This is a genomic window from Amycolatopsis sp. CB00013 (assembly GCF_001905755.1).
Taxonomy (GTDB): Bacteria; Actinomycetota; Actinomycetes; order Mycobacteriales; family Pseudonocardiaceae; genus Amycolatopsis; species Amycolatopsis japonica.
The window spans coordinates 1,732,827-1,746,212 of record NZ_LIWC01000002.1 but is presented as its reverse complement, the minus strand read 5'-3'; the positions used below and the strand labels follow the sequence as shown (position 1 = coordinate 1,746,212).

Sequence of the window (13,386 nt, the reverse complement as noted above, 5' to 3'; positions counted from 1 at the left end):
GAAGAGCGCGACGGCACCTTCACCCACCGAACGGATCGGCGAGGACTCCAGGATGGCGGACACGTGGCCATCGTGGGCGCGTTCTGGCATGCGGTCAATACAGTCCACGAGCCGGGACGATCATCGCCTCCGTTCGGAGGGGAAGCTGCCCGACCACGTGTTCCGGTGCTCGCGTGGCCGCAGCGCCTCGGCCAGCACCCACTGCGAATGCGTCGTGCCGCCCCGGCCCACCGGGCCGAGCTGGAAGGTGACCCAGCCGACCCAGTGCCCCGTCGTCGTCGCCCGCCACATCCCCAGCAGCCCGGGGACGGTGGCGGTCAGGTCCAGGCCGTCGGGCAGGCGGGTCTTCACCGCGCCGACGGGGTACACCAGCGTGAGATCGACCCAAACGGGCTGGTTGGGCCGGACCATGTGCAGGTGACGCGGCCCCGGCGGCAGCGTGTCACCAGTGTCGAGCATGCGTCGATTATGCGTGAAAACTCGAACATTAGTTCGAGATGATGCTCACCCATCCCCCGTCCGGGTGGGTGATCAGAAGTTGATGTACCGCTCGAGTCGCAGCGGCGTCGCGCGGCCTTCGAGGTGGACGTCGGCCGTGAGGTTGAACGGGTGGAGGTGGTAGACGACCTTGGTGACGCGGTCGAGATCGCGGTCGTCGTCTCCCACGAGGAAGGCGTGGATGCCGTGGTACTGGTAGTTGTCCCGGTCCAGTTGCTTCTCACGTCGTGCCGTGTGGGCGAGGTGGATCGTGTTGACGCCGGTCGTGTCCGGCCGTGGTTCGGCCGACGCGGACTCCCGAGGCACCGGCCAGATCAGGCTTTGGATCAGCGGTATCCAGTCCTTCATCGAGCCCCCAGGAAGTCGGTCCGTCCGGACCAGGATGCCTCAGGCGCGGCGGTGATACGGCAGGAAGCGCCGGACCAGCCGCAACGGCGCGCGTTCGACGAGGTCGGGACCGCGCACGGCGTCGAAGGCGGCGCCGATCTGGTCGACGACGCCGGACAGCCGTTCGTTGTCGGGCATCGGCATCTCCGCCGGATCCCGTTCCTCGCGGACGGCGGCCGCGAGTTCGGCGAGGGCCGCCGTCAGGAGCGCGACGTCGGCTTCGTCGGGGGCGGGGGCGCCGCGTCCGAGGGTGACGCCGACCTCGGTGACGGCGTCGGCGACGCGTTCGAGCCCGGCGATCACCGGCCACCAGGCGACGGCCTGCCGTCCGGCGGCGGAGGGTTCGACGACGACCTGCTGGAACGCGGTCCGCAGGTCGGCCAGTGCGCGGTAGGCGCGGCGGCGGGCGCGTGAGCGTTCCAGGCGGGCCTCGCCGGACGGCGCGAGCACGAGTCCTTTGTCGACGTACTTCACCAGGCTGTCGAGGCTGTCGGCGAGCCGTCCGCCGACCTGCGGCCGTCGGCTTCCCGGCCAGAGCAGGTAGCCGAAGATCAGGACGATCGCGCAGCCGAGCACGGTGTCGACGAGTCTCGCGAGCACGATGTTCCAGCTTCCGGTGCTGGCGAGGTCCATCTGCAGGATGATCAGCGGCGTCACGAAGGCGCTGAGGATGCCGTAGTTGCGGACCTTGCCGACCGCGACGCCGCCCGCGAAGACGGCGATCAGCAGGACCAGCAGCCAGCCTTCGCCGCCCGCGGCGAGCACGGCCGCGCCGATGCCCACGCCGATCACCGTGCCGATGCCGCGCAGCACGGCGCGGCCGAAGACCGAGCCGAAGTCCGGTTTGAGGACGATGCCGACGGTGAGCGTGATCCAGTAGGACCGTTCGAACGGGACGAGCAGCGCGACGACTTCGGCGATCGCGACGCACAACGTGAGGCGGAGCGCGGCGAACCAGGTGAGCGGGCCGGAAACGAGCGAACCCGCCCAGCCGCGAAGGCGTTTGTGCCAAGGCTGGACCTCGCGCCGCTTCCGGTTGTCGCCCTTGCCTATCCGGGTGAGCCCGGCGTAGAGGGCGGCGAGGACCGGGTCGGCGTCTTCGGGCGCTTCGGGCGGCTCCGGGAGTTCCTGGTTCGCGAGGACGGCGGCCGAAGTCGCGATGAAGTGGTCGATCACGTCGTCCGGGGCGTGGCGGCCGGCGTTGACCATCGCGACCGACGCCTCGACGGCGGGGGTGCTGGCCGAGAGCAGGTTGAGCAGCTGGCGGTAGGTGGCGTCGCGGCCGGACAGCCAGGAGCGGGCGGTGAGCAGCCGGTCGTACGCGGTGTTCATCGCGGTCGTGAGCTGGTGCCGCGCGACGCGGGAGGTGGCCTCGTCGGTCGCGGAGAGCATCGCGGCGAGTTCGACGTAGACGTGTGCGACGGCGCCGCGTTCGGGACTGGTGGCGCGGAAGGTCCAGGTGGCGAGCGCGATCAGCAGGCTCCAGGCGGCGCCGACGCAGAAGTAGCCGAGGAGGACTTCGACGCGCAGGCCGGTGACGTGCTGGCCGGTGCCGAGCACGCAGAAGACGAACATCTGCAGTCCGGCGACCGACGCGTTGCTGCCCGCCGCGCTGATCAGCGCGGACACCGCCGCGACTCCGACGACGACCGGGATGGACGCGGCGGGGATGCCGCCGGTGATCAGTCCGGCGAAGTAGCCGAGACCCGCCGCCGCGGTGGCGCCGCCGAGCCGCCGGGCGCGGTAGCGGTACGGGCCGGCGGATTCGGAAAGGACGGTCGGCAGGGCGCCGGTGGAGACGAGCGCGCCGACTCCGATGTCGCCCAATGCGTAGCCGACGGCGAGCGGGACGGCGAGGGCGAGGACGGCGCGGGCGACCATGTTCCACGGAATGGGAACGGGTGTGCTGCGGAGCAGCTGCACCAGCCAATGTGGTGCGGCGATCTCGCGGCGCGGCGTGCTCACGCCCCTATCTTTACTTATCCGTGGCGTTCGGAGCGGTTATCGTCGCCACATGGGCAAGACGTACTCCTTCGAGGTCAACCGGACGAGCAGCGCCTCGCCCGCTTCGCTGTTCGCGCTGGAGGCCGACGGTTCCCGGTGGTCGGAATGGGCGAAGCCGGTGGTGTTCCACTCGCGCTGGGCGCGGGAACCGGGCGCGGACGGCGTCGGCGCCGTGCGGGCCGTCGGCCTGTGGCCGGTGTATCTCCACGAAGAGACGCTGGAGTACGAACAGGACCGAAAGCACGTCTACGGCTTCGCGGGTCTCGCGCTGCTGAAGGACTATCGCGCCGAAGTCTCGTTCACGCCGAACGCTTCCGGCGGAACGGATCTCCGGTGGACCGGCCGGTTCACCGAACCGCTGCCCGGCACCGGCGCCGGCATCCGCACGGCCCTGCGCGCCGTGATCTCGATCCTGGCCACCCGCCTGGTGAAACACGCCGAACGCGCCTGACCCCACCCCCCGCCCTTCCCAAGGGGGGCGACCCCGAGTCCAGTCTACCGGCGGAGGGCGACGGGAACGGGCGCTCGGCGGAGTTGTCCACAGACGACGATGGTTGTGGACAACTCCTGTGGGTAGGCGAAGGACGCCATAGCCACATTGGACGCGGCGAAGGGAGCTTTCGCCGCATGAGACGAGGTGAAGGACGCTTTCACCCCATAAGTGAGAGAGAACTTCAGCCCGCGCCCAGGCACAGGAAAGGGCGCCGCAGCGGATCGGCCGCCGTCGCTTCCGCGAGCGCCAGAGCGGGCGCGGTCCCCAGCGCCAGCCGCCGGTGCAGATCGGACATCGCGGCCGCGGCCGCCTTGTCGCCGACCCGCGCGATCGCGCCGATGACCGTCCGCGAACCGCTGGCGAGCAACGTCCCGGCGAAACCGAGCGCCTCCTCGCCGGGCCGGATGTGACTCATCGCGAGCTCGCACGCGGCCAGCACCACCCGCTCCGGCGGCTTCGCGAGCCGGGCCGTTTCGTGCGCGTACAACGGGCCGTCGACCAGTTCCAGCCGCGAGAACAACGCGTTCGCCGGTTCGTGCGCGCCGTGCGCGACCAGGTGCGCCATGCCGGAACCGTCCAAAGCGGACAGGACGGTGTCGCTGGTCGCGTCCTTCCCGTCGACCAGGCGGGCGTGCGGGTACACGGCCCGCAGGTTCCGCACCTCACCGACCGAACCCGGCACCCCCGGCCCGCCGGCGAGCAGCACCGGGCCGGAGTTCCGCCGACCGGACGCGGTCACCCAGGCGGTCGCCGACGGCGCGATCGACACCGGATGTCCGTGCAGTGAAGGCAAAGCGCCCCAAGGCAACGCGTACAGCGAACCGATCGGCACGATGATCAGCTCACGGTTCTCCAGCGTCTTCGCCAGCGACGCGGAGATCAGCCGGTCCAGTTTGTCCGCCCGGCGCCGCGCGGAACCGGTGACGACCTCGACCAGCGGCGCGGGCAGGTTGTCCGGCGCCAGCGCGTCGAGGTCCGCGTGCAACTGCCGCGCGGTCTCGACGATCTCCCCCAACGGCCCCAGCTTCAGGAGCCGGAACCGGCCGCGGTCGACGACCACCGCGTACAAGGTGTCTCGATACCCCATCAGGCTGACCAGCACGCGATCGCCGAGCCGCTCGACCACCTCTTCGGGTGCCGAGACGGGCCGCGGACGACCCCACTGGCTGGTGTACCAGCCGAGCCGCGTCGCCTCCCGCTGCAAACGGTCGTAGCGCTCCTCGAGCTGTCCGACCGGTTCACCGGACAGCCGCCGCGCCTGGATCGTCCCCTGCACGTGCCGCATTTCGTTGATATGCCGGGCGAGCGCGGGATCCTCGATGACCGGGAGCGGCTCGTAGCGGTACACCTGCGCGCGCGTGCGTTCCAACCACGCGAACAGGCTCTTCGCGCCGGCGCCGCTGCGCCTCGCCTTCTTGAGCACCAACGTCAGCGCGAGTTTGCCCAGCTCTTCGCCGTGCGCCGCCGTCCCGCAGACGAGGTCGAGCCCGCCCATGCGGTCGCGGATCTGCCCGAGTTCCGCCAGCCCGGCCCGTGCCTGCGCGAGCGCCGAACGCGGCCGATGGGACGCCACCGCGAGTTCGGCCCGGCACAACCGCAGCTGCATCCGGTGGTCGATCGGCGTGGTCTGCCGCGGTTTCGGCACCTGCGCCAGCAGCGCCTGGGCGGCGGCCGTCTCCCCGCGACGGATCAGCAGCCGCACCGCGAACATCCGCGCCGCGCCCGCTTCGTCGCGCAGACCCAGCCCCGCCAACCGGATGGCGAGTTCGGCCAGCCGCTCCGGCAGTTTCGCGGGCGGTTTCTTCTCCCGGTCCGCCAAGACCTTCACCGCGTCCGCGCGGAGCCTGGTCAGTTCGGCGATCTCCGCCCACCGGCCGTTGCCACGCCGCAGGAAACTCCGTCGCGCGGAAGTCGCGAGCTTCTTCGCGAGAACGTGGTCGCCCTCCAGGATGGCCGCTCCGGCCCGCGCGACCTCGGCTTCGGCGACGAGATGATGCGCGCCGTTGCCGCGAAGTTCGGGGATCGCCTCGTCGAGATGCCGCGCCGCCTCCTCGGCCAGCCCGGCGGTGAGCAGGGCCTTCGCCTGATCGAGCCGGACCAGCGGCAGCGAACCGGGCCCGTCGGTGACGAAGATCGAGGCGGCCTGCTCGTAGTGCCGGAGCGCCTCGGGGATGTCACCGAGCAACTGGGCATGATCTCCCAGGTTGTGCCGGATCTTCCCTTCCAGCATCCGGTGCCCGTGTTCGACGGCGAGATCGAGCGCGTCGGCGAGGTCCCGGTGCGCGTCGACGGGGTTGGTCTTCTGCAGCTGAAGCCAGGCCCGGTTCATCAAGGTCTTGGTAACCAGGAGACTGTGTCTGTCCGCCTCGGCGACGAGCTGGGGGATCACCGCGTTGTAGAGCGCGAGCGATTCGTCGAGCCGCCCCACGCGCATCATCACCAGCGCGCGCTGCAATACGACGATGAAACCCAGTTCCCGCCGGGCTTCACCGCTCGGCAGCCGAAGCCGTGTCCGCTCCGCCTCGTCCAGCCGGACGAAACCGTCCTCTTGGGACGTGATCTCCGCTTCCGCCGCCGCGAGACTGACCAGGATCCGGACCCGGATCTCCAGCCGTTCGGGACTGTCCGTGTCGACCCGCCCGAGACGGGACAACCCGCTCTGCAGCAACCTGATCGCCGCGCCGGGCCCGTGGTCGGACGCCGCGACTCTGGCCCGGCGGTGCAGATCGGCCGCCGATTCGACTACGGCGTCGACGACGGAAGGCTGCGCGGGCACACGCACTATGGGAGCACACCCACGCCGCATAACGGAACAGCCGTCCGGTTACAGCACCACTGTGGGGGTCACGACCGTCCGGCGACAGGTCACGTCGCCGAGGTGGATCACGATCTGGGTGGTGCCCTGGGGGACGTTGTCCAGCACGAACCGGCCTCCTTCGTCGGCGGTGGTGGAACTCGTGCCGTGTTCGGCGACGCGAACCTCCACTCCGTACTCGCCGGCGGGCACGAGCCAGCCGTCGATCCGGTGCTTCTTGCCGATCTTGGTGAGGTTGATCATCACGGTCAGGTCGCTGACGGTGAAGGTGATCGTGCCGGTGTCGCTGCCGCGAACGCCCGCGGTGGCGTCCATCCGTTCCCAGCGGGCGACCTCGACGTCGAGGTTTTCGAGCGCGAGCGCGAACTGAACCCGCTGCACCAGGTCTCCCGGTGGCGGGTCCAGTTCGTCCATGAAACGTCCGATATCGGCGAGCAACTCCTCATCGCCCGGGGAGGTCATCTCCCCCGGCGTCCCGAGGTCGTTCATCGGCTTCCCCCTTCGTGGGCCAGCAGGTCGCGCATCGATTCGAGGCAACGGCCCCTGGTCGGGCCGACACTTCCGCGCGGCATACGGAGTGCTTCGGCGACCAGTTGGTATTCGGCCCGCCCGGCGAGCACGGTCAGCCGAAGAAGCTGCTGACAGCGGTGCGGCAGGCGAAGGAAGGCGCGCCAGACCCGGCGATCCCGGTCGGCGCGGACGGCTTCCTCTTCGGGGGCCGGATGGGTGCTCTCCATGCTTTCGGCCAGCTCGTCGGTCAGCGGGACGGGCTGAGCGCGGCGGCCGAAGGGATGCTGGGCCTCGCGCCTGGTGGTGGTGATCAACCAGGCGGCGAGCGCTTTGGGGTCACGGAGTTTTTCGAGCTGGCTGAAGAGCGCGAGCCACACCGTTTGGACCACGTCTTCGGCGGTCAGGCGATCGAGCCCGTTCGCGCGCGCGACATGCCACACGAGCGGGGTCAGCTCGTGCACAAGTCTGTCCATCGCCTGGCGGTCACCGGCCCGCGCCGCGCGCATGCAGGCGGCATGCAGGTCGGCACCGGTCAGTCCTTCCCATGGCGGGTCTACCTCGGTCGTTTGCACGTCGGTCACCGTATCTGCCCCACTTCGGACGTGTCTTCGTGTCGGCGCTGGCAGTATCGCGGGCCCTTCGGGGAGAAGGAGCGTGCAAGAGGCTCTGGGATACATCAAGTCACTAACTTTTTTGTCGAGTTTCGGTGGTCCCCCTCGGTCTGAGGCGAAGGACAAAGGCACCGGCCGGCGCGAGTAGGTGTGGACTGCGCACCGGCCGGTCCTTTTTTCCCTCCCCCCGGGCCCGCTCCCCAACGGACCCGCGTCCGGGCGTCCCCCTCCCCCGAAGGAGCACCCGGAGGTGATGCCCGGCGGCCCCCTCGGCCTCCGGACATCACCTGTCTGTGTTCATTCAGTTCGACGGCGGGTTGGTGCCGTACGGGTCCCAGTTGCCGTCGGGGCTGGTGCCGGGACGGGGCGGGACCGGCGCCGTGATCGGCTTCGGCTTCGGGGTCGTCTCTTCGAGGTCTTCGGTGGCCGTGGCCTCGTCGTCGACGGGCGCGGTGTTGGTCTCGGTCGTCATCGGGTGTCCCTCATTTCCTCGACTGCTCCATAGGACGCAACGAGGCTGCCACCAGATACACGCAGAGCCAGCTTTTTCATGGAAATTTCTTAATCTGTGGCATGCGAGTGACCTGATCAGCGCTTTTAGCCCGAAAAGGTGTCGCTGAGTAGCCGACGGCTCACGTCCGCGAGTTGCCCGGCCCAGCGCCGGTAGCCCTCGGGACCGGGGTGGAAACGGTCCTCGGCGAAGGTCGCGGGGTCCAGCATCGCGGCAGGCATCGGGACGTGGACGACGCCGGGCAGCAGGGCCAGCCGGGCGGCCGCGGCGTCGAGGACGGCCGACCGCGCGCCGAGGACGTCCCGCAGCGGGCGCGGCAGCGAGGGGAACCGGCCCATGGGCGGCACACCGGCCAGCACCACCGGGACCCGTCCCACGCGACGTCGCAGTTCGACGATCAGGTCGAGCAGGTCACGCCGGTAGCGCGTGGCCGAATGCAGTTCGATCGTGTCGTTGACGCCGAGCGCGATCACGACGAGGTCGGCGGGTTCGAGCAGCGGCAGCAGGTCCTCGCGCACCACGCGGGCGTTGGCGCCGGTCCGGCCGAGTGCCTGCCAGGCGACCGCGCGGCCGTCCCGCGCGAGTTCCTCCGCGAGCCGTCCGGTCAGCGCCTCTGCGTGCGTCGCCGCGCCGACCCCGTCCACAGTGGACTCGCCGAGCACCGCGAGCCGCACCGGGTCGCCGTCGCCGGCCACCAGGCCACTGACCGGCCCCGCGGCACCGGGCAGCCTGGGCGTCGTACGGCGCACCCGGACGGCTTGCGCGAGCAGGATCGGGGCGAGCACCACCGCACGGCTGATCACCTCGCGACCTTACTGCCGCGTTTCGTCCTCTGAACGCGATCGTTGCGCACGCAACAACCGCATCGAGAGGACTAAATGCGGGGTCAGCCGTGGGCGATCGAGACCGTCTGGCGGACGAGCGAGTCGTCCGCGGCCGCGCGGAGCAGGTAATCGGCGACGTCGGCGCGGTTGATGCTGTAGCTCCCGCGGACGTTGCCGTCGGTGCGCGCGGCGATCTCGCCGGTGTGCGGCCCGTTCAGCAGACGCGGCGGACGCACGATCGTCCAGTCGAGGTCGCTCCCGCGCACGATCCGCTCGGCGCCGATCATGTCCGTGAACGCGTGCCGGAGGATCCTGCCCAGGATCGGCTTGACGACGTTCCTGGTGAAGAAGGTGTCGCCGTCGACGAACGGACCGCTGGCGCTCACCAGCAGCAGCCGCCGGACCCCCGCCGAGCCGAGCGCGGCGACGGCGGCGCGGGCACCGTCGGTGACGATGGTCGTCGGGTTGCGGTCGCGGGCGCCGAGGGCGGAGATCACCACGTCGCGTCCGGACACCGCCTCGGTCAGCGCGCCATGCTCGGACAGCTGCGCGACGACCACTTCCAGCAGGTCTCCTTCGACGTCCAGCCGGGACGGGTCGCGGACGACCGCGGTGACGTGGTGGCCCGCGGCCAGTGCCTGCTTGACGACTTCGGAACCGACCCCGCCCGTGGCACCGAGAACAGTGAGCTTCATGGTCACGCCTTCCTGGGTTAGTGAACACTCACCCACTATGGTGAGTGTTCACTAACCACTTGTCGAGCGAACGCTGAGAAGCCCTCAGGAGCGAACATGGGAAGCCGCGAGGAGATCGTCGCCGCGGCGGCGAAGGTGATGCGCGAGCAGGGCTACGCGCATGCCACGACGAAGGCCATCGCGCAGGCGGCGGGCTACTCCGAGGCGTTGCTGTACAAGCACTTCAAGGACAAGACCGAGATCTTCACCAGCGTGCTCACCGAGCGGCTGCCCGCGCTCGGGTCGACCTTGGACGAGCTGATGGACACCGCTGGGACGTCTTCGGACACCCCGCTCGCGGCGAACCTCGCCCGGCTGGCGCGGATCACGCTGTCGTTCTACCTGGAGAGCTTCCCGATCGCGGTGTCGCTGTTCTCTTCACGGGAGTTGCTCGCGACCCACCGGGAACGGGTCCTGAGCAGGGACCGCGGACCGGACGTCCCGCTCGTGCGTGTCGCCGAGTACCTGAAGGAAGAGGCCCGGCTCGGCAGGATCCGCGAGGACGCGGATCTGGACGCGGCGGCGTCGCTGCTGCTCGGGGCGTGTTTCCAGTACGCGTTCCTGGCGTCCTTCGAGGACCGCGAACCGTCCCCGAAGGAGCTGGACGAGTGGGCGGAACGGCTCGCGGCGACGCTCCTGGTCGCGGTGGCCTCGTGAGTGCTTGAGGACGGCTCTACCCCGTCCCAGGCTTCGGTCCGCAAAGGTTCTGGGGGCGTGTTGCGAAAGCCACTTTCGCAACCTTCAACGTGGCGAAGGTGGCTTTCGCAACCCCGGTCAAGACCAGACATGCGTGGACGACACTCGGCGACAACCGAGTGTCCAACCGTCCTCACTCACGAGGCCGATGACCTACTTGCCTTTTTCGGCCCGCATCTCGTGCCACTTCGCGTACATGTCGTTGAGCTCCTTGATCATGAAGCTCAGGAAGTCGCGCATCTCGGCGACCCGCTCGCCCGCCGGCGTGTCCGACCCCAGCGCCGAAACGCCCTCGTCGGCCGCGTCGCGCCACATGGTGATCATGCGGTCGCGTTTCATGAAGGTGGCGTACCAGAGGTCGTCGAAGAGCCGGTAGTGGTCGCGGCGCGAGCCTGGCTCGCGTTCCTTGGCGACCAGCCCGATCTGCTCCAGGTACCGCACGGCCCCCGAGATCGCGGCGGGGCTCACCGAGAGCTGGTCGGCCAGCTCGGCCGCGGTGAGCCGGCCGGCGTCGGTGGTCATCAACGCGGCGAACACCCTGGCGGGCATCCGCTGCATCCCGATCTGGGAAAGCGTGAGGCCCAGGTGCTCCACGTAACGGCGGACGGCGTCCTCGTCTCTCTGCGTGCTCGAAGCACTCTCAGGCGTCGTCGTCATGGGCACATCCTCTCTTACTTCCCCCAGAGTGATCACACCATCCATACGTTTTCTTAACTTCACAACTTCGTGAAATCACTGTACCTTCAGCTTCATGGAAAACGCCATCTCCATCTCCGGCCTCCACAAATCCTTCGGCCGGACCAAGGCTTTGGACGGCCTTGACCTGCGGGTACCCGTTGGGGAGGTGCACGGCTTCCTCGGCCCGAACGGCGCGGGGAAGTCGACCACCGTCCGGGTCCTGCTCGGTCTGCTCCACGCGGACTCGGGCGACGTCCGCCTGCTCGGCGGCGACCCATGGAAGGACGCGGCGAGCCTGCACCGGCGCCTCGCCTACGTCCCCGGCGACGTGAACCTCTGGCCCAACCTCTCCGGCGGCGAGGTGATCGATCTGCTGGGGCGCCTGCGGGGCGGGCTCGATCAGCGCCGCCGCAAGGACCTCGTCGAACGCTTCGACCTCGACCCCAAGAAGAAGGGCCGCACCTACTCCAAGGGCAACCGGCAGAAGGTCGCGATCGTGGCCGCGCTGGCCTCGCACGTGGACCTGCTGATCCTCGACGAGCCGACCTCCGGCCTCGACCCGCTGATGGAGGCCACCTTCCAGTACGCGATCCAGGAGGAGCGCGAGCAGGGCCGCACGGTGCTGCTGTCGAGCCACATCCTGGCCGAGGTCGAGGCGCTCTGCGACAAGGTCAGCATCATCCGCAACGGGCGCACCGTCGAGACCGGCACGCTCGCCGAGCTCCGGCACCTCACCAGGACGTCGATCTCGGCCGAACTCGCCGGTCCGCCGAACGGGCTGACCAAACTCCAGAACATCCACGACCTCAAGGTCGAGGGCAACCGGGTCCGCTTCGACGTCGAAACCCGTTCCCTCGACGAAGCGCTGCGGCAGCTCACCCAGGTCGGCGTCCGCAGCCTGACCAGCCAGCCGCCGACGCTGGAGGAGCTGTTCCTCCGCCACTACACCACCGAAGCGAGCGCGAAATGACCGCGACGCTGGAGCGCCCGGCCGTCGTTTCCGGGCCGGCGCACGGACTGGTCGGCACGTGGCAGCTGACCAGGCTGGCGCTGCGGCGGGACCGGATCGTCCTGCCGATCTGGATCGTCCTGCTCGGGATCATGCCCTCGACGTCGTCGGGCACGTTCGAAACCCTGTACCCGACGGCCGCCGAACGGGCCGGGCTCACCGCGAGCATGGGCGCGAACCCGTCCCTTTCGCTGATCTACGGCCCGGCCTTCGACCTCTCGACCGCGGGCGGGTTCACCGCGTGGCGGCTCGGCGGTTTCCTCGCCCTGGTCATCGGGCTGATGGCGGTCTTCACCGTCACCCGCCACACCAGGGCCGAGGAGGACTCGGGCCGCGCGGAACTGCTGGCCTCCGCGGTGGTCGGCCGGTACGCCCTGCTGACCGCGGGTGTGCTGGTGTCCGCCGGGGCGAGTGTCCTCATCGGACTCGTCGAGACCGGGCTGATGATCGGCGCGAAGCTGCCCGTCGAAGGCTCGCTCGCGCTCGGCGCCGCCACCGCGGTGACCGGTCTGGTCTTCACGGCGGTCGCCGCGGTGGCCGCCCAGGTGGCCGAGTATTCGCGGACGGCCAACGGGATCGGCGCCACCGCCGTCGGGGTCGCGTTCCTGCTGCGCGCCGTCGGCGACTCGACCTCCGACGCGGGCTGGGTCTCCTGGCTTTCCCCGATCGGGTGGGCGCAGCGGATCCGGCCGTTCGCCGACGAACGGTGGTGGGTGCTCCTGCTGCCGCTGGCCGCGACCGTGGTCGTCGGCGCGATCGGTTACGCGCTCCTCCCGCGCCGCGACGTCGGCACCGGCATCATCCCGCCGCGTCCCGGGCCCGCCGAAGCCGCGGCGTCGCTGCGGAGCCCGTTCGCGCTGGCGTGGCGGCTGCACCGGGGTCCGTTGATCGGCTGGCTGATCGGCACGGCGGTCTGCGCCGCGGTGTTCGGCTCGGTCGCGAGCGGGATCGGCGACGTCGTCGGGGAAAGCCAGCAGGCGAAGGAGATCTTCCAGCGCCTAGGCGGCACGGACGGGCTGATCGACGCCTTCATGGCGGCGATGACCGGACTGTTCGCCATGGTCATCGCGCTCTACGGGGTACAGGCCGCGTTGCGGCTGCGCGCCGAGGAGACCGCGGTGCGGGTCGAGCCGCTGCTCGCGACGGGCGTGGGCAGGATGCGGTTGCTGGGGAGCCATCTCGTGTTCGCGTTCGGCGGCACGGCGCTGATGATGGTCGTCAGCGGTGTCCTCTTGGGACTGTCGAACGGGATGCGGTCCGGCGGTGTCGGCGACGCGGTCGGCGACATGGTGGTCGCGTCGCTCGCGCAGCTTCCGGCGGTGTGGGTGATCACCGGGCTCGCCGTGACGCTCTTCGGCCTGGCGCCGAAGTTCACGACGGCGGCGTGGGCGATCGCGGGGCTGGCGTTGCTGCTCAGCCTGTTCGGCCCGGTGCTGAACCTGCCGCAGGCGATCGTCGACGCCTCACCGTTCTCGCACGTTCCGAAGCTGCCCGCCGCGGAGTTCACCGCGACACCGCTGGTCTGGCTGACCGGGGTCGCCGTGGTCGCGCTCGTGGCCGGGCTCATGGGCTGGCGGCGTCGCGACGTCGGCTAGCCACAGGGGATGACCGTGGAG

General features: G+C 69.9%; 14 protein-coding genes. 4 read left to right on the top strand and 10 right to left on the bottom strand.

All coding sequences use genetic code 11. From position 1 onward, the window contains the following. Nucleotides 1–120 precede the first annotated feature (120 nt). The 3 genes from AMK34_RS18480 to AMK34_RS18470 all read right to left on the bottom strand — a co-directional run bounded on the left by AMK34_RS18480 (nucleotide 121) and on the right by AMK34_RS18470 (nucleotide 2,850). Nucleotides 121–459, bottom strand: a complete 339-nt coding sequence (locus tag AMK34_RS18480; RefSeq protein WP_037333240.1) for a hypothetical protein — start codon at nucleotides 457–459, stop codon at nucleotides 121–123. Nucleotides 460–531: 72 nt separating this feature from the next. Then, nucleotides 532–846 (bottom strand): hypothetical protein, encoded by a 315-nt coding sequence (locus tag AMK34_RS18475; RefSeq protein ID WP_073846097.1) that lies wholly within the window; start codon nucleotides 844–846, stop codon nucleotides 532–534. A 39-nt stretch (nucleotides 847–885) separates the two neighbouring features. Beyond that, entirely contained in the window at nucleotides 886–2,850 is a 1,965-nt protein-coding gene (locus tag AMK34_RS18470) for an FUSC family protein (protein WP_073846096.1), read from the bottom strand. A gap of 49 nt (nucleotides 2,851–2,899) precedes the next feature. Here AMK34_RS18470 and AMK34_RS18465 point away from each other — a divergent pair, with 49 nt between their 5' ends. Further along, nucleotides 2,900–3,340: an SRPBCC family protein gene (locus tag AMK34_RS18465; protein ID WP_073846095.1), complete on the top strand. Its 441-nt coding sequence runs from the start codon at nucleotides 2,900–2,902 to the stop codon at nucleotides 3,338–3,340. A 223-nt stretch (nucleotides 3,341–3,563) separates the two neighbouring features. On the opposite strand, the gene AMK34_RS18460 is transcribed toward AMK34_RS18465, so the two are convergent. The 6 genes from AMK34_RS18460 to AMK34_RS18440 all read right to left on the bottom strand — a co-directional run bounded on the left by AMK34_RS18460 (nucleotide 3,564) and on the right by AMK34_RS18440 (nucleotide 9,348). Further along, the gene (locus AMK34_RS18460) at nucleotides 3,564–6,164 is read right to left on the bottom strand and encodes a CHAT domain-containing protein (RefSeq protein WP_083649894.1); all 2,601 of its coding nucleotides are present in this window, start codon (nucleotides 6,162–6,164) and stop codon (nucleotides 3,564–3,566) included. A gap of 42 nt (nucleotides 6,165–6,206) precedes the next feature. Continuing rightward, nucleotides 6,207–6,686: a hypothetical protein gene (locus AMK34_RS18455; RefSeq protein ID WP_016330781.1), complete on the bottom strand. Its 480-nt coding sequence runs from the start codon at nucleotides 6,684–6,686 to the stop codon at nucleotides 6,207–6,209. Beyond that, the gene (locus AMK34_RS18450; RefSeq protein ID WP_007030724.1) at nucleotides 6,683–7,288 is read right to left on the bottom strand and encodes an RNA polymerase sigma factor; all 606 of its coding nucleotides are present in this window, start codon (nucleotides 7,286–7,288) and stop codon (nucleotides 6,683–6,685) included. Before AMK34_RS18450 ends, AMK34_RS18455 begins: the two co-directional genes overlap by 4 nt. A gap of 331 nt (nucleotides 7,289–7,619) precedes the next feature. After that, nucleotides 7,620–7,790, bottom strand: a complete 171-nt coding sequence (locus AMK34_RS43185) for a hypothetical protein (RefSeq protein WP_167337756.1) — start codon at nucleotides 7,788–7,790, stop codon at nucleotides 7,620–7,622. 125 nt (nucleotides 7,791–7,915) lie between these two features. Further along, nucleotides 7,916–8,632, bottom strand: a complete 717-nt coding sequence (locus AMK34_RS18445; RefSeq protein WP_073846094.1) for an SGNH/GDSL hydrolase family protein — start codon at nucleotides 8,630–8,632, stop codon at nucleotides 7,916–7,918. Nucleotides 8,633–8,715: 83 nt separating this feature from the next. Beyond that, complete coding sequence (locus AMK34_RS18440; protein WP_038522202.1) at nucleotides 8,716–9,348, bottom strand: NAD(P)-dependent oxidoreductase; 633 nt, start codon at nucleotides 9,346–9,348, stop codon at nucleotides 8,716–8,718. A gap of 96 nt (nucleotides 9,349–9,444) precedes the next feature. Between AMK34_RS18440 and AMK34_RS18435 the strand changes: the two genes are divergently transcribed. Then, nucleotides 9,445–10,044 carry a TetR/AcrR family transcriptional regulator gene (locus AMK34_RS18435; protein ID WP_038507713.1) on the top strand — a complete coding sequence of 200 codons (600 nt, stop codon included), beginning with the start codon at nucleotides 9,445–9,447 and terminating at the stop codon, nucleotides 10,042–10,044. A 192-nt stretch (nucleotides 10,045–10,236) separates the two neighbouring features. Here AMK34_RS18435 and AMK34_RS18430 read toward each other — a convergent pair whose 3' ends face one another. After that, nucleotides 10,237–10,740 (bottom strand): GbsR/MarR family transcriptional regulator, encoded by a 504-nt coding sequence (locus AMK34_RS18430; protein ID WP_038507712.1) that lies wholly within the window; start codon nucleotides 10,738–10,740, stop codon nucleotides 10,237–10,239. Between the two features lie 94 nt (nucleotides 10,741–10,834). Between AMK34_RS18430 and AMK34_RS18425 the strand changes: the two genes are divergently transcribed. Both AMK34_RS18425 and AMK34_RS18420 read left to right on the top strand, forming a co-directional pair. After that, nucleotides 10,835–11,731: an ABC transporter ATP-binding protein gene (locus AMK34_RS18425; RefSeq protein ID WP_038507711.1), complete on the top strand. Its 897-nt coding sequence runs from the start codon at nucleotides 10,835–10,837 to the stop codon at nucleotides 11,729–11,731. Beyond that, nucleotides 11,728–13,365 carry an ABC transporter permease gene (locus AMK34_RS18420; RefSeq protein WP_073846093.1) on the top strand — a complete coding sequence of 546 codons (1,638 nt, stop codon included), beginning with the start codon at nucleotides 11,728–11,730 and terminating at the stop codon, nucleotides 13,363–13,365. The genes AMK34_RS18425 and AMK34_RS18420 overlap by 4 nt, the downstream gene beginning before the upstream one ends. The last annotated feature ends 21 nt before the right edge of the window (nucleotides 13,366–13,386 follow it).